The following is a 20,073-nucleotide window of genomic DNA, read 5'->3' as shown; positions in this document are numbered from 1 at the left end:
GGCGAGACGGGATGCGCCCGGAACGTCAGGATGGAACCAGTGGTGGCGGGCTGCTGGTCCCGATGGCCTGGATGTACGCCGAGTACATCGCCGACGAGCTGCTGCGGACCGGCGATCTGATGGAGCCGTCCACCCTGGAGTACCGCGCGGGACGGGACGCCCTCGCGCTCACTGTCTTCCTGTCCGACGGTGGGGTGCCCGATGCCCTGCCCGCGGCCCGGATGGACGAGCTGCGGCTGTTGACGGCGTACGGGGCGGCCTGGCGCGGCTGGGTCTGTGAGCGGCTCGACGCACTTGAGGCGGCCCCGGTGCTCGCGCCCGGTGACGCGGATCCGGATCTGGCGCTGGCCCGCGCGGCCTGGCGGTGGCTGGAGGAGACCGAACTGCTCGCGGCCGACCTCGATACGATCGGTCCGCCGCCCTGGGAACCGATGAGCGACGGGGCGGATGCGGAGGAGGCGGCCCAGGTGTGGACGCCGGCCTGGCAGCTGGGGCTGCCGCTGGGGCATCTGGCAATCCATCTGCACTGATCGCCGCCCCACCGGGTGGTCAGGAACCGTGCACCCCCGCACGGTACTTCGGCAGCCGTACCGTGACCTTCATCCCGGCGCCGATGCCCGTCTCGATGACGAGTCCGTAGTCGTCCCCGTACACCTGGCGCAGCCGCTCGTCGACGTTGAGCAGCCCGATTCCGGTCGACTTGCCGCCCTCGCCGCGCAGGATGCGGCGCAGGCGTTCCGGATCCATGCCGGTGCCGTCGTCCTCGATGACGACCTCGGCCTCCGAACCGGCGTCGAGTGCGCGGATGGTGATGCGGGTCGGGGTCTCCCCTGCTCGAACGGAGCCGGGAGCCCGGGGAAGGGTGACGGCTCCTTCGAGGCCGTGTTTGACGGCGTTCTCGACCAGGGGCTGGAGGCAGAGGAAAGGCAGGGCGACGGGCAGTACTTCGGGGGCGACCTGGAGGGTGACCGCGAGCCGTTCTCCGAAGCGGGCCCGTACCAGTGCCAGGTACTGGTCGATGGAGTGGAGTTCGTCGGCGAGGGTGGTGAAGTCGCCGTGGCTGCGGAATGAGTAGCGGGTGAAATCGGCGAATTCCAGAAGGAGTTCACGGGCCTGCTCGGGGTCGGTGCGGACGAACGAGGCGATGGCGGCCAGTGAGTTGAAGATGAAGTGCGGGGAGATCTGGGCCCGCAGCGCCCTGATCTCGGCCTCGATGAGCTGGGTGCGGGAGCGATCGAGCTCGGCGAGTTCCAGCTGTACGCAGACCCAGCGGGCCACCTCTCCGGCCGCTCTCGCCAGCACCGCGGATTCGCGCGGGGCGTAGGCGATGAGGGCACCGAGGACCCGGTGGTCGACGGTGAGCGGCACGGCGACGGCCCAGCGCAACGGGCAGTCGAGGTCGTCGCAGTCGCTGTGGAAGGCGGTGTCCCGGCCGCTGGCGAGGAGGTCTCGCACCTGGTCCATCACGTGCCGGCCGTGGTGTTCGCCCGCGCCGTCCCAGACGAGCACCCGGTCGCGGTCGGTGAGGCAGAGGGCGTCGGTGCCGAGCAGGGAGCGGAGCCTGCGGGCGGATTTGCGGGCGCTCTCCTCGGTGAGTCCGGCGCGCAGTGGGGGCGCGGCGAGCGAGGCGGTGTGCAGGGTCTCGAAGGTGGCGTGCTCGACGGGGGTTCCGACGTCGCTGGTACGGACCGGGCGGGCGGTGCGGCGGCCGAGCAGGAAGCCCGCGCCGAGCAGCAGAAGGACGAGTACGGCGTATCCGGCCCCGGTCATCGGTGTCTCCCCGAGGCCAGGAGGGCCCGGCGGTGGGCAGCGCGGGTGAAGGAGCGGGGCTGGGGTACGTGCATCGCGAGGCGGAGGATTGAGGCAGACGGGGTCTCCCCTGCTCGAACGCAGCTGAGAGCTTGGGGAAGGAGCGTTGGTGATCGACGACAACGCCGCGAGGTACGTGCCCCGGCCCCGCGACGCCGCGAAGCACGCTGCCGGGCCCTCACAGCGCTTCCGGCAGGTGGAAGCGGCTCATGGCGGCGTTCGTACCGGGAGGTATGCGGCCGGGCGTGGCGAGGGACACCAGGACCATGGCGAGGAAGCCGACCGGCACCGACCAGACGGCGGGCCAGGCGAGCAGGGCGTGCGGCCAGCCGGGCGGGCGTACGGCGCCGCTGACGGTGATGGCGACGGACAGGAACGCGGAGCCGCCGCCGAGCAGCAGACCGGCGATCGCGCCGGGCGGGGTGAGCCGCCGCCACCAGATGCCGAGGACCAGCAGCGGGCAGAAGGAGGACGCGGAGACGGCGAACGCCATCCCCACCGAGTCGGCCACCGGCACCCGGCTCACCATCAGCGAACCGGCCAGCGGTACGCACATGGCGAGGACGGTGGCCAGCCGGAAGTGCCGTACCCCGCGCGACGGGAGCACGTCCTGGGTGATGACTCCGGCGACGGCCATCGTGAGGCCGGAGGCGGTCGACAGGAACGCGGCGAAGGCGCCGCCCGCGATGAGCGCGCCGAGCAGGTCACCGCCGAGCCCGCCGATGACGCGTTCGGGCAGCAGCAGCACGGCGGCGTCCGCGTCCCCGCCGTGGATCAGCTCGGGGGCGTACAGCCTGCCCAGTGCGCCGTAGACCGGCGGCAGCAGATAGAACAGGCCGATGAGGGCGAGGACAGCGACCGTGGTACGCCGGGCGTCGCGGCCGTTGGGGCTGGTGTAGAAGCGGACGACGACGTGCGGGAGGCCCATGGTGCCGAGGAACGTCGCGACGATCAGCCCGTAGGTGGCGTACAGCGGATGGTCGGCGCGGAACACGGAGAGCTGCTCGTCGAAGTGGACGCGGGGCTGCCCGTCGCTCTGCCAGGCGAGCACCAGGAAGATCGCGGGGACGAGGAGTGCGGTCAGCTTCAGCCAGTACTGGAAGACCTGTACGAAAGTGATGGACCGCATGCCACCCGCGGCGACGGCGATGACGACGACGGAGGCCACGAGCACATCGCCGAGCCAGCCGGGCGCCCCGGTCAGGATCTTGAGCGTCAGCCCCGCGCCCTGGAGCTGTGGTACGAGATAGAGCCAGCCCGCCGCGACGACGAAGACGCTCACCAGCCTGCGCACCTGCCGCGATTCCAGCCGCCCCTCGGCGAAGTCGGGCAGGGTGTACGCCCCCGAGCGGCGCAGCGGTGCGGCGACGAACACCAGCAGCACCAGATAGCCCGCGGTGTATCCGACCGGGTACCAGAGCATGTCCGGGCCGTGCACGAGCACCAGGCCGGCGATGCCGAGGAAGGAGGCGGCGGAGAGGTATTCGCCGCTGATCGCTGCGGCGTTGAGCCGGGGCCGTACGGTGCGTGAGGCGACGTAGAAGTCGGAGGTGGTGCGGGAGATGCGCAGTCCGAAACCGCCGACGAGGACGGTCGCGACGACGACGGCCGCGACGGCCGCCACCGCGTACGTACGGCTCACTGTGCGGGGCGGCCTTCCACCAGCCGGGCGAAGTCGCGTTCGTTGCGCTCGGCCCGTCGCACGTACCACCAGGCGGCCAGGGTCAGTGGTGGATAGGCGGCGAACCCGAGGACCGCCCAGACGAGCGCGGCGCTGTGCAGAGCTTCGAAGACCAGCGGCAGTGTGCCGACGACCACGGCGAGGACGGTGAACGCGGTGAGTCCGGCCCGCAGTTGGCTGCGCATCAGCGAACGGACGTAGGCCCCGCCGAGTGCGGTCTGCTCGTCGATCTCCGACTGGGTGCGGTAGCGCGGCAGCGGGCGCACCCGCCGGGGCACCCCCGTCACCACTTCACGCCGGGGCGTTGACTCTGCGGACATGGGCCCGGAGTGTACGCAGCACCGGACGGTCGTGGGAAGGGGTTCGAGTCCGGGCAGGGCCTGGTCAGCGGCCGGTCCGGCGCATCAGCAGATCGCGCAGCGCGCGGGCGTGGCGACGGCTCACGGCGAGCTCCGCGGTGCCGATGCGCACGCTCATGCTGCCCGCGTCGAGGTGGAGTTCAGCGATCCGCCCCAGCGCGACGAGGTGGCGGCGGTGGATGCGTACGAAGCCGCGCGAACGCCAGCGTTCCTCCAGAGTCGTGAGGGGGACGCGGACGAGGTGGCTGCCGTTGTCGGTGTACAGCCGGGCGTAGTCGCCCTGGGCCTCGGCGTAGGCGATGTCGTCGACCGGGATGAACCGGGTCACTCCGCCGAGCTCCACCGGTATCTGGTCGTTCGCGGTGTCGAGTACGGGTGCGGAGCGGTCGCCGACCTGTTCGGCCACGCGCCGTACCGCTTCGGCGAGGCGTTCGCGGCGGACCGGCTTGAGGACGTAGTCGACGGCTTTCAGGTCGAAGGCGTGGACGGCGAAGCCTTCGTGAGCGGTGACGAAGACGATGAGCGGCGGCGCGGCGAATCCGGCCAGCAGCTGGGCGACGTCGAGACCGGTGAGGCCCGCCATGTGGATGTCGAGGAAGACGACGTCGATGGCGGACGGGTCGTCGGGGCCCGCGTCGACGGCGCCGCCGATGCGGCGCAGCGCCTCGGTGGCTCCGGTGGCGCCCTCGGCGCTGCGGATGCGGGGATCGGCGCGCAGGAGGTAGAGGAGTTCCTCCAGGGCGGGTTCTTCGTCGTCGACGGCGAGTACGCGCAGCATGGGGCGGAGTTTAGGGCGTACACGGGGGTTCCGCGCTGGGTGATTCACCGCTTCCATCCGTACCGGACAGCATGCGCACCCTGGAACCTCATCGTGATGTCGGCGCCCATGCGCTGGGTGTACTCGGCGCCGCCGATGCCTTCCGACTGCCGAAGCCGTCGGCCGGATGCCTGTCAGAGGCCGTACACGCGCTCGGCCGTGGTGGCGAGGACGCGAGCCCGCTCGTCCTCGGTGAGGGCGTCGGTCAGGGTGTGTACCGCTTCGACGACCTCCTCGTACGTCGCCGCGAGCCGGCACACCGGCCAGTCCGAGCCGAACATCACCCGGCCGGGGCCGAAGGCGTCCAGGACGGTGTCGGCGTACGGGCGCAGGTCGCTCACGGTCCAGGAGTGCACATCGGCCTCGGTGACCAGGCCGGAGAGTTTGCACACGGTGTTGGGGCGGGCGGCCAGGGCCCAAAGGTCGTCGGCCCAGGGGTGCAGTTCACCGGTGGCGACGGGCGGCTTGCCGGCGTGGTCGAGTACGAAGGTCAGCCCGGGCAGCAGGGCTGCGGCCTCGACGGTGGCGGGCAGTTGGTGGGCCTGGACGACGAGGTCGTAGACGAGTCCTGCGTCGGCGACGGCACGCAGTCCGCGCCGGACGTCGGGACGCAGCAGCCACTCGGGGTCGGATTCGCCCTGGACCTGGTGGCGGATACCGACGAGCCGGTCGCCGCCGGGGAGTTCACACAGCGCGGCAAGGGTGTCGGCGACGTCCGGAGCCGTGAGGTCGCACCAGCCGACGACGCCCGCGACGAGGTCGTTGTCGTGGGCGAGGGCCAGGAACTCGGGCGTCTCCTCGGGGACGGTGACGGTCTGGACGAGAACGGTGGCGCACACTCCGACGGCGCGCGCCTCGGGCTCCAGGTCGGCGAGGGTGAACGTACGCCGGAGCGGGGCGAGTTCGTCGCCGCTGATCCATTCCTGGTCGCGCACCGACAGATCCCACACATGGTGGTGGGCGTCGACGATCCGTTGCTGACCGGTCATGTCACAGCTCCCAGGCGACCGGGAGACCGGCTTCGGCGCCGTCCGCCGAATAGTCGTGCGCGACGTCGAGGAGCTCGTCCATCCTGGCCTGCCAGGCGACGTTGACCGGGAGTTTCTCCAGTTCGGCGAGGAGTGCGGCGTAGTCCTCGCAGTCGATGACGTGGAAGAGATCGGTGCCGCTGCGCCAGATCGTCCAGGACGTGGCGCCTGCTGCGCGGATCGCGGTGGTCAGCTCCGCGGGGACTTCACGGTGCGCGGCCTCGTACTCCTCGATGCGGTCGGCGCGGACCTTGGTGTGCAGGGCGATTCTCATGTCAGTGTCCGTCCTCGGTCAGCAGGCCCTCGGCGCGCAGGTCTTCCCAGAGGGCGTCCGGGATCTCGCGGCGCAGCAGGGCGGCGGCGTCGCGCACCTCGTCCGGGGAGCGGGTGCCGACGAGCACTCCGGCGACGGCCGGGTGCGCGAGCGGGTAGTGGAGGGCCGCGGCCCGCAGCGGGACGCCGTGGCCCTCGGTGACGGCCTTGATGCGCAGCGCCCGGTCCAGGAGGGCCAGGGGGGCGGCCGTGTAGTCGTATGTGGCGCCGGGGCGCGGGTCGGCGAGCAGCCCGGAGTTGAAGACCCCGCCGACGACGACGCTGCGGCCGCGGGCGGCCGCCTCGGGCAGCAGTTCGGTCAGGGCGGACTGGTCGAGGAGGGTGTATCGGCCCGCGCAGAGCACGACGTCGACATCGGTGTCACGCACGAAGCGGGTGAGCATCGCGGTCTGGTTCATGCCTGCGCCGATCGCGCCGATGACGCCCTGCGCGCGCAGCTTCTCCAGTTCGGGGTAGGCCTCGTCGAACGCGGCCTGCGCGTGGTCGTCCGGGTCGTGCAGATATGCGATGTCCAGGCGGTCGAGGCCGAGCCGTTCCAGGCTGTCCTCGATGCTGCGGCGCACGCCTTCGGCACTGAAGTCCCAGCGGCGGCGGTGCGTGGCCCGTACGGCGAATCCCTCGGAGAGACCGTCGGAGAGACCGTCGGACATGTTCTCGCAGGCCGTACCGGTGTCGGCGGGCAGCGGGTCGAGCACCCGTCCCACCTTGGTGGACAGCACATACGAGTCGCGGGGTCTGGTGCGCAGGGCCTCGCCGAGCCGTCGTTCGGAGAGGCCGAGTCCGTAGTGCGGCGCGGTGTCGAAGTAGCGGACGCCCTCGTCCCATGCGGCGTCGACGGCGGCCGCCGCCTGCGCGGGGTCGACGGCGGTGAAGAGATTGCCGATGGCAGCCGCTCCGAAGGACAGCTCGGTGATCTCGACCGCGCTGCTTCCCACCCTGTTGCGCCGCATGCTTCCGCCGCCCTCCCCGATGATCGCTTCCTGCACACAGGAATATTCATCGGATCACTTGGGCACGTCAACACCTCAGACGCCATGAACCGCGGCACATTCCCAGAAATTTGTCCGATCTATGGCCGATCAGGGCGCAGGCCGTTCACCGAGCGGGCAGCAGTGCGAGCAGCTGCGCCACCTCGTCGTCGGCGCAGCCCGCCAGCCGCTCCAGATCGGGCAACGCCTTGCCGTCGGCCACCAGCCCGACCTGCACCCGGCCGCCGTATGTGGACAGGGCGATGGCCAGGGACTGGCCGCGGGCCAGCGGCGCCATGGGGTAGACGGCGCGCAGCGGGCAGCCGCCGAGCGAGAGCGCCGAACGCGGCAGGGGCACGCTGGTGACCAGGACGTCGAAGAGCATCCTGGCCGCGTTCCCGGCGATCGGTGCGCCGAAGCGATGGGCCAGCGAGGGCAGTTGATCGGCGAGTACGGCCACCGCACCGGCGCCGCGGAAGGGCCCCGCAGCCTTGTTGCGGTCCATGGCCGTGCGGACGGCACGGAGCCGCTTCCACGGGTCGGGCTCGGAGACGGGGAGCCCGAGCAGATAGGCGGAGAGCTTGTTCCCGCTCGCGGCGGCCTGGCCCGGTCTGCGGCGGGACACCGGCACCAGGGCGCGCGGGTCCTCGGCGGGCAGCGGTTCGCCGCGTTCCAGCATCCAGCGGCGCAACGCCCCGGCGACGACTGCGAGCAGGACATCGTTGGTCGTGCCTCCGGCGGCCCGCCGGATCCGCTGGACGGCGTCGAGGTCCAGGTCCGCGGTAACCAGCCGCCGGGTGCCGCTGGAGCTCGCGGTGAGTGCGGGCGCGCCACGCAGATCGAGGCGACTGGCCCGCACCATGGAGGCACCGACCCCGAATGCCCGCCCGAGATCCTCGATCCGGCCCAGCGCGAGGCCGGCGACCTGGCGCGGACCCGGCATCCAGGAGCGGGGCGGAACCGCTCGCGCCCGGCGGGCGGGCATGCCGCCGCGGGCACGTCCGGCGACGGAGGCGATCTCGTCGAAGATCCCGGCTCCGATGGCGACCGCTCGCATTCCGTCGGCGAGCGCATGGTGGAGCTTGACGAGCACGGCGAAGGGGCCGCCCTCGGCGCCGCCGATCACATACATCTGCCAGGGCGGCAGACCCCGTTCGAGCGGCCGCTCCATCAGTTCACCGGCGAGCCGGGTGGCGCCCGCCATGAATCCGCCGTCCTCGCCCCGCGACTCGGCCTCGGTCAGTTGTACCCGCTCGATGTGCCGGTGCACATCGAAGTCCTTGTCCACGAACCAGGCCGCACCGCCGACCGGCAGCAGTACGTCCCTGACCCGCATCCGCAGCCGGGGAATCGCTGCGGCGCGGGTGCCCAGCAGCTCCAGCACGGTCTCCGGGCCGGCGCCCTGCGCCGGATCGGACGGAGGCGCGAAGACGGCGAGCGCGCCGAGGTGCATGGGGTGGGCATCGGATTCGAGGTGCCAGAAGGCCAGATCGAGAGGTGCCAGTAGCTCAGTGCCCAACGGGTCCTCATGTCATCGGAGACAAAGACTGACGGATTCGCAGTCAATCGTTCGCGGTCGGTTACGGTCAAGCACATACATATTACGTTCTGTTACTGTCGGGTAGTACTCAACATCGCCGTCATTCGCGTTCCGGAATGACGAATTCGCACCACACGCTCTTGCCGCAGCCCCGCGACTCCACACCCCACAGGTCCGCCAGCCGGTCCACCAGCATCAGCCCTCGACCGGACACCCCGGCCTGCCCCGCGTCCCGGCGCCGGGGCAGCGCGCTGGAACGGTCCTCGACGTCGACCCGCAGCCGCCGCTCCGGCCCGGTGAGCACCCGGATCGTGACGATCGCCCCGCCGTCGGTGTGCATCAGCGCGTTGGTGATCAGCTCGTCGGCGGCCAGCTCGACCTCGTCGGCCCGCGTCCTGGCGCCCCAGGCCCGCACCGCCGCACGGATCATGTGCCGCGCGGAGCTCAGCGCCTCCGGGTCGCCCTGCGCGACATGCTGCTGGAGCCGGCCGCCCGGCCGGGGTGCGTGAGCGGCCTGTCGGCGCAGCAGCAGGACCGCCACGTCGTCCTCGCCGCCACGCTCGTCGACCTCCTCGCAGAGCCGGTCGGCCAGCCGCTGGAGGTCCTGCGGACCGTTACGCACCATGGACGTCAGCAGCTGCATGCCCTCGTCGAGGTCGGCTCCGGGCAGTTCCACCAGTCCGTCGGTGAACAGCACCAGCGTCTGACCGGGGTCCAGCTCGACCGTGCTGACCGGGTATTCGAGCCGCCCGAACTCGGCCGACAGCCCCAGCGGCAGCCCGCCCTCCACGGGCAGCCTGCGGCAGCTGCCGTCGGTGTCGCGCACCAGCGGATCGACATGGCCGGCCCGGACCAGCTGCACGACTCCCGTCGTCAGGTCGGCCTCGGCGTAGGAGCAGGTCGCGAAGCGGTCGGTGTCCAGTTCATGGAGGAACACGGAAGCCCGGGCCATCACAGTGGCGGGGCTGTGCCCCTCCGCCGCGTAGGCGCGCAGCACGATGCGCAGCTGCCCCATGACAGCCGCGGCATGCGTGTCATGACCCTGTACGTCCCCGATGACGACCCCGACCCGGCCGCCGGGCAGCGGGATGACGTCGTACCAGTCGCCCCCGATGTCCCGGCCCAGCCGGGCCGACCGGTACCGCACGGCTACCTGCGCGCCCGGCACGTCCGGGATCCGGCGCGGCAGCATGGCCTGCTGGAGGCCCTCGGCGAGATCGTGCTCCTGCTCGTACAGCATGGCCCGCTGCAGACTCTGGGCGATGGAGCTGCCGAGCGCGACGAGCAGGTTGCGTTCGTCGCCGGTGAAGCCGTCCTTCTCGCTGTAGAGCAGTCCGAGTGCGCCGATGGGCCGGGCCTGGGCGATCAGCGGCAGATAGGCGGCGGACGTGATGCCGAGATGGCTGATGTGGGGCCACAGAATCGGGTACGAGGTGGCGAAATCCGTGGCGGACTCGATGAAGCGGGGCGAGAGCGTGGTCACCACTTCGCTCATCGGGTATTGCTCGTCCGTCCGGGTGTAACGGGTACCGGGTACGAAGGAGCCCTCCGGGCCGTCCGCCACCAGATGGATGCGCCCCGCCTCGATCAGGCCCACGACCAGACTGGTCGCACCGAGATGCGCCAGACCCTGCGAGTTCTTCAGCACGTCGATGACGTCCCGGACCGTCCGGGCGTGGGCCAGCGCGGCCGTGGTGCCCTCCACCAGGCTGGTGCGGCGCTGCCGCTCCATGTCCAGTTCGCGGCGGGCGGTGGAGTCGGCCAGCTCCTGGGTGGCGTCGCGGACGATGCCGATGATGCGACGGGGGCGGCCGGTCCCGTCGCGCTGGATGAAGCCCTGGGTATGGGTCCAGCGCAGAGTGCCGTCACGCCTCAGGATCCTGAAATACGCGCCGTAATTTCTCTGCCCGCCCTTGAGGGCCTGCGCGACCATCGCGTCGAGCCGGACACCCTCGTCCGGCGGCACCCGCGGTGCGAGCGACTCCGGCCGGTCGTCGTATTCCTCGGCCCGCAGGTCGAACACATCGAGTGCGGGCCGGTCCATGTGCATGAGGCCACTGTCGAGGTCCCAGTCGAAGCTGCCCATACGGTTCAGGGCGAGACTGAGATCCGGGTGGGCGGGCCAGTCGTCCGGGAGTGACAGGGCACCCGCTACCCGATCATCCATGCGGGTCACTCTGCCACCATTTGTCCGATTCTTCGAGCGAACCCCGCACCGGTGGGGAATCCGGTGTCGCACCGTCGGAGCGCCTCCCCACCCCCACCGGCACCGGACTGCAGGGCCCCGGATCGCCCGGAGGGCCGCCCGCCCAGAGGCCGCAGGTCAGCAGCGGATACCGTGTCCCGTGGAGCACGGTAAGCCCATCCTTACTTCTACCCTGCGCCGCACTGCCCGCGTCAGCCCGTTCTAAGGACCTGCACTCCATGACCCGCCCCGTCCGCGTCGCCATAGTCGGAGCCGGCCCCGCCGGAATCTACGCAGCGGACGCGCTGCTGAAATCCGAGGCCGCCCAGGACCCGGGTGTTTCGATCGACCTGTTCGAGCGGATGCCCGCCCCCTTCGGCCTGATCCGCTACGGAGTGGCCCCTGACCACCCGCGGATCAAGGGCATCGTCCAGGCACTGCACCAGGTGCTCGACAAGCCGCAGTTGCGGCTGTTCGGCAACGTCGACTACCCCGCCGACATCGACCTGGACGATCTGCGGTCCTTCTACGACGCGGTGATCTTCTCCACCGGCGCCGACGCGGACCGCGCGCTCGACATCCCCGGCGGCTCCCTGGACGGTTCGCACGGCGCGGCCGACTTCGTCTCCTGGTACGACGGACACCCCGATGTAGCCCGCACCTGGCCCCTCGATGCGGAGAAGGTCGCCGTGCTCGGGGTGGGCAATGTGGCGCTGGACGTGGCACGCATGCTCGCCAAGACGGCGGACGAACTGCTGCCGACGGAGATACCCGCGAACGTCTACGAGGGGCTCAAGGCCAACAAGGCCCTGGAAGTACATGTCTTCGGGCGTCGCGGTCCCGCGCAGGCCAAGTTCAGCCCGATGGAGCTGCGGGAGCTGGACCACTCACCGAACATCGAGGTCATCGTCAACCCCGAGGACATCGAGTACGACGCGGGCTCGATCGAGACCCGGCGCGGCAACAAGCAGGCCAACATGGTCGCCTCCACGCTGGAGAACTGGGCCATCCGCGACGTGGGCGACCGGCCGCACAAGCTGTTCCTGCACTTCTTCGAGTCCCCGGCCGAGATCCTCGGCGAGGACGGCCGGGTCGTCGGCCTGCGCACCGAGCGGACAGAGTTGGACGGCACCGGGAACGTCAAGGGCACCGGACGCTTCACCGACTGGGACGTACAGAGCGTCTACCGCGCGGTCGGCTACTACTCGCAGGAGCTCCCGAAGCTCCCGTTCGACGTGGCCTCCGGCACCGTCCCGCACGCCGCGGGGCGTGTCGTCGACGGCGAGGCGCCCATGCCGTCGGTGTACGTCACGGGGTGGATCAAGCGCGGCCCGATCGGTCTGATCGGCCACACCAAGGGCGATGCCAACGAGACGGTCGCCTGCCTTCTGGACGACCACGCCACCGGCCGACTGGCCACCCCGGCACAGCCCGAGCCGGAGGCCGTCACCGCCTTCCTGGAGGAGCGCGGCGTCCGCTACACCACCCGCGAGGGCTGGTACCGCCTGGACGCGCACGAGCAGGCCCTGGGTGCGGAGCAGGGACGCGAGAGGATCAAGGTCGTGGAGCGCGACGCCATGCTGGACGCCTCCGAGCCCCGCTCCTGACGATACGGACCGTTCCTGAACGTGCGGCCGGAAGGGCAGCTCCGTCCACCTCGGCGGAGCTGCCCGGCCCGCGATTTCACTCAACGGCCCTGCAGCGCCCGGACATTGTCCCCGAACGTCCACCGTTCCCGGGCAGTGAGCGCGCACCCGTACATGCTGCCGTTGCGGTACTGCATGTTCAGCCACCACAGGCGGCATTGTCCGCGTACTTCTTCACAATGGGCAGGCAGGCGCCCGTCGATGATGCGGATGAGGTCGACCTGCGAGGTCGACAACTGATTGATGTCGCCGCTGCCGGTCAGACCGGTCTCGATGTCGACGCCGTCGAAGTTGCATTCCTTCAGGATCGGCACGACCGTATCGACGAACCGGTCGGCGACGGCGCTGGAGCCGAGGCCGATACCGGCGGTCGCACCCCCGATGGACATCAGGGTGGTCAGTCCGGCGCCCTTCGCCTCGCACATCTCCGCCGGCGTCGGGACCTTCACGGCCGTGGCCCGTGATGCGGCTGTCGGTGACCGGAATCCAACCGAGTGGCGGATGCGCACCGTTGGACGCACCGTTGGAGCGCCGTCCCAGTTCTCCCAGTGCCCCCGGAGCACCTTGCCCGAGGGCTTCGCCCTGACCCCGCACGTGCCCTTCTGCGCGACGCCCGGTGTTGCGCCGACGAGCATCTGCACGACACAGGCTGCCGCGAGGCCGAGCCCCGGCAGACGCGATGTCCGACCGATCAGGTTCAGTTCCCTTCTCGGGAAATTTCATTGCCATGCCCCTGACAAATATCCTGACAATCGTTCACCTCGAAGCACCGCGAGCCACGATGCGCCCAACGCAGGTTGATCCAGACCTTTCACCAATGGGTCCGAACCAAAGGCGGATGCCGATAACCGGAGGTCGGTTGTAGGCGGAAGTCGGCTTAGCTTAGGCTTACCTAAATCCTCGCAGTCCGCGCGGGATCAAACCGCTCCGTTCACCAACCCATGAGGAACATCCATGTCCCGGTTCACCCCCGTGCGTCGCCGGACGCTCGCCGCAACTGCCACCGCCGCAGCGTTCGTTCTCGTCCTCGGTGGTTGCTCGTCGAGCGACGACGGCAAGGAGACCTCCGGCGCATCCGGGAAGAGCAACGGAGCGTTCCCCGTCTCGATCAAGAGCGCGCTCGGCACTGCCGAGATCAAGGAACAGCCCGAACGGATCGTCACCCTCGGCCAGGGCTCGGCCGAGACCGCCATCGCGCTCGGCCACACCCCGGTGGGCATGGAGAAGTACGAGTGGGGCAGCGACAAGACGGGCTATCTGCCCTGGATCCACGAGGCGGTGAAGAAGTCCGGCGACAAGCTGCCGACCCAGTTCACGGGCGGTGAGGACATCGACTTCGAGGCCATCACCGAGCTGGAGCCGGATGTCATCCTCGCGCCGTGGTCCGGGATCACGCAGAAGGACTACGACATCCTCAAGGACATCGCCCCCACCGTCGCCTACCCCGATCTGGCGTGGAGCACGGACTGGGACCAGCAGATCGACATCATCGCCAAGGCACTGGGACAGCCGGACCAGGCGAAGACCCTCGTCTCGAAGATCGAGAAGCAGCTGTCCGACGCGGCGGCGACCCGGCCGGACTACAAGAACTACAAGTTCTCGTACATCTACAACACCGGCCCCGGCACCCTCGGCGTGTTCAAGCCCAACGAGCAGCGCGTCAAGATGGTGTCCTCCCTCGGCCTCACCGTCGACCCGGTGGTGAACACCTTCAAGGAGACCAAGGGCACCGACTCGGCGCTCATCGGTCTGGAGAACGCCGAGAAGCTGAAGGACAGCGACCTGGTCTTCACCTTCTACATGGATGACAAGTCCCGCAAGGAGATCGAGGCTCAGCCGCTGTACGCGGCGATCCCCGCGGTCAAGAGCGGCGCCGTGGTCTCCAGCAAGGACAACTCCTTCGTCACGGCCTCCTCGATCATCAACCCGCTCACCGTGCCGTGGGTGATCGACCGCTACCTGCCGCTGATCGACAAGGCCATCAAGTCCGCCGACAACAGCTGAGACCGACCACCACCCACATGGCCACCACCACGCACGCACCGCCGAGCGGTGCCGGAGCCTCACGGGCCGGCACCGCTCGGCGGGTGTATTCCCTCGTCATCGCAGTCGTCGTCCTCGTTCTCGCCGTGCTCGCCAGCGTCATGTTCGGCAGCCGGACCACTTCGTTCAGTGATGTGCTGCACGTCCTGGCCGGTACCGCCGATCCGAATGTCACCACCATCGTCGAGAGCCGCTATCCGAGGACCGCGCTCGGTGTACTCGCCGGTCTCTGTCTGGCCGTCGCGGGCACACTCATGCAGGGCGTGACCCGTAATCCACTGGCCGATCCCGGTCTCCTCGGGATCAACGCGGGCGCCTCGGCGAGCATCGTCGCCGCGACGGCCTTCCTGGGGGCGTCGGGCAGTACGGACACCATGTGGTGGGCGCTCCCCGGTGCGCTGATCGCCGGTCTGCTCGTCCATGCGATCGGATCAGCGGGTTCGGGCAGCGGACTGGTGCGGCTCGTGCTCGCCGGTGCGGTGCTCTCCGCCGTGCTGATGGCGTTCATCCAGGCAGTCACCCTGAGCCGGCCGCAGGTGTTCGACAGCTACCGGTACTGGGTCGTCGGCGCGCTCGGCGGCAGGGACTTCGACGTCTTCCTGTCGGTTCTGCCGTTCGCCGTGGTCGGACTGGTGATGGCCGCGGTGCTGGGGCCCGGCCTCAACACGCTCGCACTCGGTGACTCGACCGCGGCGTCCCTCGGGGCGAATCCGGCCCTGGTCCGGGCGGGCGGGCTGCTCTCGGCCACGCTGTTGAGCGCCGCGGCAACTGCGGCGGTCGGCCCGATCGCCTTCGTCGGCCTGGCCGTTCCGCATGTGGTGCGGGCCCTGGTCGGTGTCGACTTCCGTGTGCAGATCCTTTTCTCTGCACTGGCCGGTCCCGCGCTGCTGCTCCTCGCGGATGTCGTGGGGCGGGTGGTCATGCGCCCGCAGGAACTGATGGTCGGGGTCGTGACAGCGTTCATCGGAGCGCCCGCACTGCTCATTGCCGTGCGCAGGATGAGGGGCAACGCATGACGTCGCATCAGGCCGGATTCCGTACCGTCTCGCCCAGGATGTTTCTGACGATCGGCAGGGCGGTGGCGTTGCCGTTCCGGCGAGTGTCCGTGCTGACGGCACTCGTGCTGTTCTTGCTGCTCGTGGTGGCCGCCGTCGCCACGCTGTCGCTCGGGCGGCTGGGCATTCCGCTCGCCGATCTCACCGGGGCGGTGACGGGCGGGGCCGAGGGCAGTCACGCTTTCGTCCTGGAACGCCTGCGCGGCCCCCGTCTGGTGGTCGCCATGGGCACCGGCGCAGCGCTCGGTCTTTCCGGGGCACTGTTCCAGTCAGTCACCCGCAATCCGCTCGGCAGCCCGGATGTGATCGGGCTGGCGTCCGGCGCCGGCGCGGGCGCCGCGATCACCGCGCTGATGTTCCCGGACACCGTGCCGGTGGCCCTCGGCGCACTGCTCGGTGCCGTCCTCGCCATGGTGCTGGTCTACGTGTCGACCGGCACCGGGTTCCGTAACCCCGCACGGCTCGTCATCGCCGGTATCGGTGTCGCCGCGATCGGCACGGCGGTCACCCAGTACGTCGTCTACGCCATGGAGCGGGACCGGGCGGCCGTCCTCACCGCCTACGTCAACGGCAGCCTGTCGGCGCGGTCCTGGGACGACGCCACCACGATCTGGCTCGTGCTGCTGATCGTGGCCCCGCTCACCGCCCTGATCGCACGGCGGCTGGACATCGGGGAGATGGGCGACGACATCGCGGGCGCACTCGGGTCCGAGCCCCGCAACACGAAGACGATCGCCATCGTGCTGGCGATCGTGCTCTCGGCGGGCGCCGTCGGTGTCGCCGGGCCCATCGCGTTCATCTCGCTGACGGCTCCGCAGATCGCCAAGCGGATCACCCGGGTCTCCGGCCCGCACCTGTTGCTGTCGGCGCTGACCGGCGCGCTGCTGCTGGTGATCGCGGATCTCTGTGCCCAGCAACTGCCGCTGTTCGAGAACCTGCCCGTGGGCATCTACACGATGGCCATCGGGGGTGTGTACCTCGGCTGGCTGCTGGCACGGGAGTGGCGCCGGGGAGTGCTGTGAGACCCTTCGGGGGCTGTCACTCGCCGCTGAAACAGGTGTACGGCGCCACGGACACGCCCTCGCAAACGGCCCGTTCGTCGTCCTCTGCGGCCGCCGGATCCAGACCACCCGCCCACAGCCGATCATGACGAGGCCGACGTCGCGTCCGGGAATGATCTCCGTACCGGGCATGCTGCCACCGTGACCGGACCCGGCCTCCCATCCCCCACCTCACGGCCTCTCTTGAACGCGTTCAAGAGAGGCCGTAGAGTCATCACCGAGCACACTTGAACACGTTCAAGTCGGGGGGTGGTCATGTCCGTACTGGTCGGTCTGATCGTGATGCTGGGCATGCTGGTGGTGGTTCCGATGGGGCTGCGGCTGACCGGTGCGCCCGAGCTGGACCGGATGCGCCGTCTGTGGCCGCTCTTCGCCGTGCCGGGCGCCGTCGCACTCTGGCTGCCGCGAGGCGGGCCCGCCGCCGTCCTGGCGGCCTGTTACGCGCTCGGCGCCGTGCTCCTCGCCCTGCACGCCCCGCCGCGGCTGCTCCGTAACCTCGCAGCGTCCAGAGCGTCCGCCGTGGCACCCACGGAGATCGCCCTGCTCACCGCCCTGGTCACCCCTGCGATCGCCGCCGTCGCACTGGTCGCCGAACGCTCGGGGCACACACTCTTCGGCTTCGGGCTCGGCATCCTGGCACTGACCGTGCCGCACTTCCACTTCGCCGGATTCGCCGCCGCACTGGTCTCGGGACTCGTCTGCCGGATCGCCGACAGCGCCGCAGGAAGGTTCGCTGCGCTGAGCGTGCCGCTGGGCACCCTGCTCGTACTGATCGGCTATTTCATCGGGGACCGGGCCGAGCTGGCCGGGGCAGTCGTTCTGACAGCGGGCATGTGGACCGTCGCCCTGCTCACCTGGCGATCGATCCGCGGCGGGCAACGGGACCGCATCACCCGGCTGCTGCTCGCCACCTCGTCCGCCGTGCTCGTGGTCACCATGGTGCTCGCGCTGAGCTGGGCACTGGGCGAGGCCACCGGGCTCCCTCACCCCACGCTGACGTGGATGGCCGCCACCCACGGTCTCGGCAACGCACTCGGCTTCGCGCTCTGCTCCGTGCTTGCCTGGCGCAGGCTCCGGAATCACACCGATCACGAAGGCAGGACCTCATGAGCACCTTCACCTACCCCGAGGTCGGAGCCACTCGCCTCGGCCCGCTCCCCGACGGCTACAACCACCTCCACCACCGGACCCGGGTCGGACGCGGCCGGGCCGACTTCGAGACAGCGGGCGCGGCGGTCACCGAATGGCGCATGCATCGAACCAGCGGTGCCGGGGTCCGCGCGTCGGCGGCCCGCGCCGAGGCAGGGGTCTCGGTTCGGGTGTCGCTGGGCATCGGCCCGTTCCGGTTCACCGCACCCTGCCGCGTCGTCTGGACCGCGTACGAGAAGAACCGCATCGGGTTCGCGTACGGGACGCTGGTCCGGCACCCCGAGTGCGGCGAGGAGTCATTCGTGGTGGAGCTGGCGGACGACGGGGCGGTGTGGTTCACCGTCATGGCGTTCAGCCGCCCTGCCGCCTGGCACGCCCGGCTCGCGGGGCCCGTCGTACCGGTGATCCAGCGGTGGTACGCCCGTCGGCTCGGCACCACGCTGCGCCGGATCGTCACCGAAGACCGGGGAGCGCGGGTCTGAAGGGCCGAGCCGCGTCACCGGACCGATACTGGAGACAATGGAGTGGTTCACCGCAGACGGGTACTGGCTCAGCCGGCTGATCTTCCAGCGGGCTCTGGCCGGCATCTATCTGGTCGCCTTTCTCACCGCCGCGCTCCAGTTCCGGGCGCTGATCGGCGAACGCGGCATGCTGCCCGTACCGGATTTCCTGCGGCGTACGGACTGGCGCAGCACGCCCGGCCTCTTCCGGCTCCACTACTCCGACCGCTTCTTCGCCCTCGTCTGCTGGACCGGCTGCGCGCTCGCCGTCGCGCTGATCGCGGGCGTGGACGCCTATGTTCCGCTCTGGGCGGCGATGGCGCTCTGGGCACTGCCGTGGGCGCTCTATCTGTCGATCGTCCAGGTAGGCCAGACGTGGTACGGCTTCGGCTGGGAGTCCCTGCTGCTGGAGACCGGCTTCCTCGCCGTCTTTCTCGGCAACGCGGACACGGCGCCGCCCGTGCTGGTGCTGTGGCTGCTGCGCTGGGTGCTGTTCCGGGTGGAGTTCGGCGCCGGGCTGATCAAGATCCGCGGCGACGAATGCTGGCGCAAGCTGACGTGTCTGTACTTCCACCACGAGACCCAGCCGATGCCGGGACCGCTGAGCTGGTTCTTCCACCGGCTGCCCAGGCCCGTCCACCGGGCCGAGGTGGCGGCCAACCATGTCACTCAACTCCTGGTGCCGGTGCTCCTCTTCACTCCGCAGCCGGTGGCGAGCGCGGCCGCGGGACTGATGATCGTCACCCAGCTGTGGCTGGTCGTCTCGGGGAACTTCGCCTGGCTGAACTGGGTGACGATCACTCTCGCCCTGTCCGCCGTCGACTGGTCCCTGTTCACCGCGCCGCCCGCACAGTCCGCGCCGCCGCTCTGGTACGAGATCGTCGTCATCGCGGTCACCGCGCTGGTCGTGTTCCTCAGCTACCGCCCGGCGCGCAATCTGATCTCCCGCCGCCAGGTGATGAACCGCTCGTTCGACCCACTGCATCTGGTCAATACCTACGGCGCGTTCGGCAGCATCAGCCGGGTCCGGCTGGAGGTGGTGGTCGAGGGCACCGACGAGCAGGAACTCCACGACGGCACCGTCTGGCAGGAGTACGGCTTCCGCGGCAAGCCGGGCGATCCGCACCGGCTGCCCCGCCAGTTCGCCCCGTACCATCTGCGGCTCGACTGGCTGATGTGGTTCGCGGCCCTCTCCCCCGCGTACGCGGGCCCCTGGTTCGGCCAGTTCGTGGAGCGGCTGCTGGAGAACGACCGGGACACGCTCCGGCTGCTGCGCCACAACCCGTTCCCCGAGACCCCGCCCACACATGTCCGCGCCAGGCTGTACCACTACCGGTACACGACCTGGCGCGAACTGCGGGCCACCGGACGGTGGTGGCACCGCACCTATGTGCGGGACTTCATGCCCCCCGTATCGCTCGCTCCCGCCTGGGTCAGCCCGACCAGGCGATCTTGAACACCCGGGCGTGCTTCCCGGTCCTGCGGGCCGCCGCCGGTGCGTCGATCGCCAGCGAGCCGTCCGTGGCGCGCCGGCTGAGCGGCCGGTCGTGACCGAGCAGGGTGACCCGGTCACCGCTGCGGATCGGCACGGGGGCCTCGACGGTGAGGTTCGCGCCCTGATGCGCCAGGGCCCAGGCTCCAGCTTCTGCTCGCCACTGGCTTCTGCGGCGCGTGGTCGACCTGGTCGGCGTTCTCGTACGAACTGCTGTCCCTCACATCGGCCCGCCGTCACATCGGCCCGCCATCTGCTGCTCAGCGTCGCTGGGGGATCGGGCTGTCGTTCGCCGGGGCAGCGGCGGCCGATGCGGCCTTCTGACCGGGGGACGCCCGAACAGCCGAGCTCCAGCCCACCCCTCGCGGGGTGCGGGCCGGAGCTCGGGTTGTGAAGGTGTGAAGCGG

The 20,073-nt window shown here is 70.1% G+C and carries 18 protein-coding genes and 1 pseudogene; 8 read left to right on the top strand and 11 right to left on the bottom strand.

What is annotated here, in order from left to right; translation table 11 throughout:
- Positions 1-11: 11 nt before the first annotated feature.
- The gene (locus IEZ15_RS28630) at positions 12-530 is read left to right on the top strand and encodes a hypothetical protein (RefSeq protein ID WP_114248003.1); all 519 of its coding nucleotides are present in this window, start codon (positions 12-14) and stop codon (positions 528-530) included.
- Between the two features lie 19 nt (positions 531-549).
- On the opposite strand, the gene IEZ15_RS28625 is transcribed toward IEZ15_RS28630, so the two are convergent.
- The 9 genes from IEZ15_RS28625 to IEZ15_RS28585 form a co-directional block, all read right to left on the bottom strand.
- Positions 550-1,770 (bottom strand): sensor histidine kinase, encoded by a 1,221-nt coding sequence (locus IEZ15_RS28625; protein ID WP_189279990.1) that lies wholly within the window; start codon positions 1,768-1,770, stop codon positions 550-552.
- Positions 1,771-1,987: 217 nt separating this feature from the next.
- Entirely contained in the window at positions 1,988-3,451 is a 1,464-nt protein-coding gene (locus tag IEZ15_RS28620) for a sodium/solute symporter (RefSeq protein WP_189279989.1), read from the bottom strand.
- Positions 3,448-3,810: a hypothetical protein gene (locus tag IEZ15_RS28615; protein WP_189279988.1), complete on the bottom strand. Its 363-nt coding sequence runs from the start codon at positions 3,808-3,810 to the stop codon at positions 3,448-3,450. The genes IEZ15_RS28620 and IEZ15_RS28615 overlap by 4 nt, the downstream gene beginning before the upstream one ends.
- A gap of 64 nt (positions 3,811-3,874) precedes the next feature.
- Positions 3,875-4,627 (bottom strand): LytR/AlgR family response regulator transcription factor, encoded by a 753-nt coding sequence (locus tag IEZ15_RS28610; protein ID WP_189279987.1) that lies wholly within the window; start codon positions 4,625-4,627, stop codon positions 3,875-3,877.
- Between the two features lie 173 nt (positions 4,628-4,800).
- Entirely contained in the window at positions 4,801-5,655 is an 855-nt protein-coding gene (locus IEZ15_RS28605) for an amidohydrolase family protein (RefSeq protein ID WP_114247998.1), read from the bottom strand.
- A 1-nt stretch (position 5,656) separates the two neighbouring features.
- Entirely contained in the window at positions 5,657-5,968 is a 312-nt protein-coding gene (locus IEZ15_RS28600; RefSeq protein ID WP_189279986.1) for an L-rhamnose mutarotase, read from the bottom strand.
- Position 5,969: 1 nt separating this feature from the next.
- On the bottom strand, positions 5,970-6,977 hold the full coding sequence (locus IEZ15_RS28595) for an aldo/keto reductase (protein WP_189280015.1): 1,008 nt from the start codon (positions 6,975-6,977) through the stop codon (positions 5,970-5,972).
- 145 nt (positions 6,978-7,122) lie between these two features.
- Positions 7,123-8,514, bottom strand: coding sequence for a wax ester/triacylglycerol synthase family O-acyltransferase (locus IEZ15_RS28590; protein ID WP_189279985.1), 1,392 nt, complete (start codon positions 8,512-8,514; stop codon positions 7,123-7,125).
- 121 nt (positions 8,515-8,635) lie between these two features.
- Positions 8,636-10,702 carry a SpoIIE family protein phosphatase gene (locus tag IEZ15_RS28585; RefSeq protein ID WP_189279984.1) on the bottom strand — a complete coding sequence of 689 codons (2,067 nt, stop codon included), beginning with the start codon at positions 10,700-10,702 and terminating at the stop codon, positions 8,636-8,638.
- A 257-nt stretch (positions 10,703-10,959) separates the two neighbouring features.
- Between IEZ15_RS28585 and IEZ15_RS28580 the strand changes: the two genes are divergently transcribed.
- The gene (locus IEZ15_RS28580; RefSeq protein WP_189279983.1) at positions 10,960-12,327 is read left to right on the top strand and encodes an FAD-dependent oxidoreductase; all 1,368 of its coding nucleotides are present in this window, start codon (positions 10,960-10,962) and stop codon (positions 12,325-12,327) included.
- Positions 12,328-12,467: 140 nt separating this feature from the next.
- On the opposite strand, the pseudogene IEZ15_RS28575 reads toward IEZ15_RS28580, so the two are convergent.
- Positions 12,468-13,058, bottom strand: a pseudogene (locus tag IEZ15_RS28575) (glycoside hydrolase family 18 protein); the annotation flags it as partial.
- A 262-nt stretch (positions 13,059-13,320) separates the two neighbouring features.
- Between IEZ15_RS28575 and IEZ15_RS28570 the strand changes: the two are divergent.
- The 6 genes from IEZ15_RS28570 to IEZ15_RS28545 all read left to right on the top strand — a co-directional run bounded on the left by IEZ15_RS28570 (position 13,321) and on the right by IEZ15_RS28545 (position 19,630).
- Entirely contained in the window at positions 13,321-14,370 is a 1,050-nt protein-coding gene (locus IEZ15_RS28570) for an iron-siderophore ABC transporter substrate-binding protein (protein WP_114247993.1), read from the top strand.
- 17 nt (positions 14,371-14,387) lie between these two features.
- Positions 14,388-15,425 (top strand): FecCD family ABC transporter permease, encoded by a 1,038-nt coding sequence (locus IEZ15_RS28565; RefSeq protein ID WP_189279982.1) that lies wholly within the window; start codon positions 14,388-14,390, stop codon positions 15,423-15,425.
- Positions 15,422-16,486, top strand: a complete 1,065-nt coding sequence (locus IEZ15_RS28560) for a FecCD family ABC transporter permease (RefSeq protein WP_189279981.1) — start codon at positions 15,422-15,424, stop codon at positions 16,484-16,486. The genes IEZ15_RS28565 and IEZ15_RS28560 overlap by 4 nt, the downstream gene beginning before the upstream one ends.
- Positions 16,487-16,780: 294 nt before the next feature.
- Positions 16,781-17,635 carry a YndJ family protein gene (locus IEZ15_RS28555; RefSeq protein WP_189279980.1) on the top strand — a complete coding sequence of 285 codons (855 nt, stop codon included), beginning with the start codon at positions 16,781-16,783 and terminating at the stop codon, positions 17,633-17,635.
- Positions 17,632-18,156 carry a DUF1990 domain-containing protein gene (locus IEZ15_RS28550; RefSeq protein WP_189279979.1) on the top strand — a complete coding sequence of 175 codons (525 nt, stop codon included), beginning with the start codon at positions 17,632-17,634 and terminating at the stop codon, positions 18,154-18,156. The genes IEZ15_RS28555 and IEZ15_RS28550 overlap by 4 nt, the downstream gene beginning before the upstream one ends.
- A gap of 37 nt (positions 18,157-18,193) precedes the next feature.
- Positions 18,194-19,630 (top strand): lipase maturation factor family protein, encoded by a 1,437-nt coding sequence (locus IEZ15_RS28545; RefSeq protein WP_189279978.1) that lies wholly within the window; start codon positions 18,194-18,196, stop codon positions 19,628-19,630.
- Here the strand turns inward: IEZ15_RS28545 and IEZ15_RS28540 are convergent.
- Positions 19,608-19,763 (bottom strand): hypothetical protein, encoded by a 156-nt coding sequence (locus IEZ15_RS28540; protein ID WP_189279977.1) that lies wholly within the window; start codon positions 19,761-19,763, stop codon positions 19,608-19,610. The two genes, IEZ15_RS28545 and IEZ15_RS28540, sit on opposite strands and share 23 nt — an antisense overlap.
- Positions 19,764-20,073: the final 310 nt, after the last annotated feature.

Origin of the sequence: Streptomyces atratus (genome assembly GCF_014648655.1) — a bacterium.
GTDB lineage: Bacteria > Actinomycetota > Actinomycetes > Streptomycetales > Streptomycetaceae > Streptomyces > Streptomyces atratus.
This window is presented reverse-complemented; position numbering and strand designations above follow the sequence as displayed.

Coding starts and splice junctions, on each gene's coding strand:
- IEZ15_RS28625 (WP_189279990.1), bottom strand. CDS start 1,770: ATGACCGGGGCCGGATACGCCGTACTCGTCCTTCTGCTGCTCGGCGCG.
- IEZ15_RS28605 (WP_114247998.1), bottom strand. CDS start 5,655: ATGACCGGTCAGCAACGGATCGTCGACGCCCACCACCATGTGTGGGAT.
- IEZ15_RS28570 (WP_114247993.1), top strand. CDS start 13,321: ATGTCCCGGTTCACCCCCGTGCGTCGCCGGACGCTCGCCGCAACTGCC.
- IEZ15_RS28580 (WP_189279983.1), top strand. CDS start 10,960: ATGACCCGCCCCGTCCGCGTCGCCATAGTCGGAGCCGGCCCCGCCGGA.
- IEZ15_RS28550 (WP_189279979.1), top strand. CDS start 17,632: ATGAGCACCTTCACCTACCCCGAGGTCGGAGCCACTCGCCTCGGCCCG.
- IEZ15_RS28610 (WP_189279987.1), bottom strand. CDS start 4,627: ATGCTGCGCGTACTCGCCGTCGACGACGAAGAACCCGCCCTGGAGGAA.
- IEZ15_RS28555 (WP_189279980.1), top strand. CDS start 16,781: ATGTCCGTACTGGTCGGTCTGATCGTGATGCTGGGCATGCTGGTGGTG.
- IEZ15_RS28565 (WP_189279982.1), top strand. CDS start 14,388: ATGGCCACCACCACGCACGCACCGCCGAGCGGTGCCGGAGCCTCACGG.
- IEZ15_RS28600 (WP_189279986.1), bottom strand. CDS start 5,968: ATGAGAATCGCCCTGCACACCAAGGTCCGCGCCGACCGCATCGAGGAG.
- IEZ15_RS28585 (WP_189279984.1), bottom strand. CDS start 10,702: ATGGATGATCGGGTAGCGGGTGCCCTGTCACTCCCGGACGACTGGCCC.
- IEZ15_RS28630 (WP_114248003.1), top strand. CDS start 12: ATGCGCCCGGAACGTCAGGATGGAACCAGTGGTGGCGGGCTGCTGGTC.
- IEZ15_RS28615 (WP_189279988.1), bottom strand. CDS start 3,810: ATGTCCGCAGAGTCAACGCCCCGGCGTGAAGTGGTGACGGGGGTGCCC.
- IEZ15_RS28595 (WP_189280015.1), bottom strand. CDS start 6,977: ATGCGGCGCAACAGGGTGGGAAGCAGCGCGGTCGAGATCACCGAGCTG.
- IEZ15_RS28560 (WP_189279981.1), top strand. CDS start 15,422: ATGACGTCGCATCAGGCCGGATTCCGTACCGTCTCGCCCAGGATGTTT.
- IEZ15_RS28545 (WP_189279978.1), top strand. CDS start 18,194: ATGGAGTGGTTCACCGCAGACGGGTACTGGCTCAGCCGGCTGATCTTC.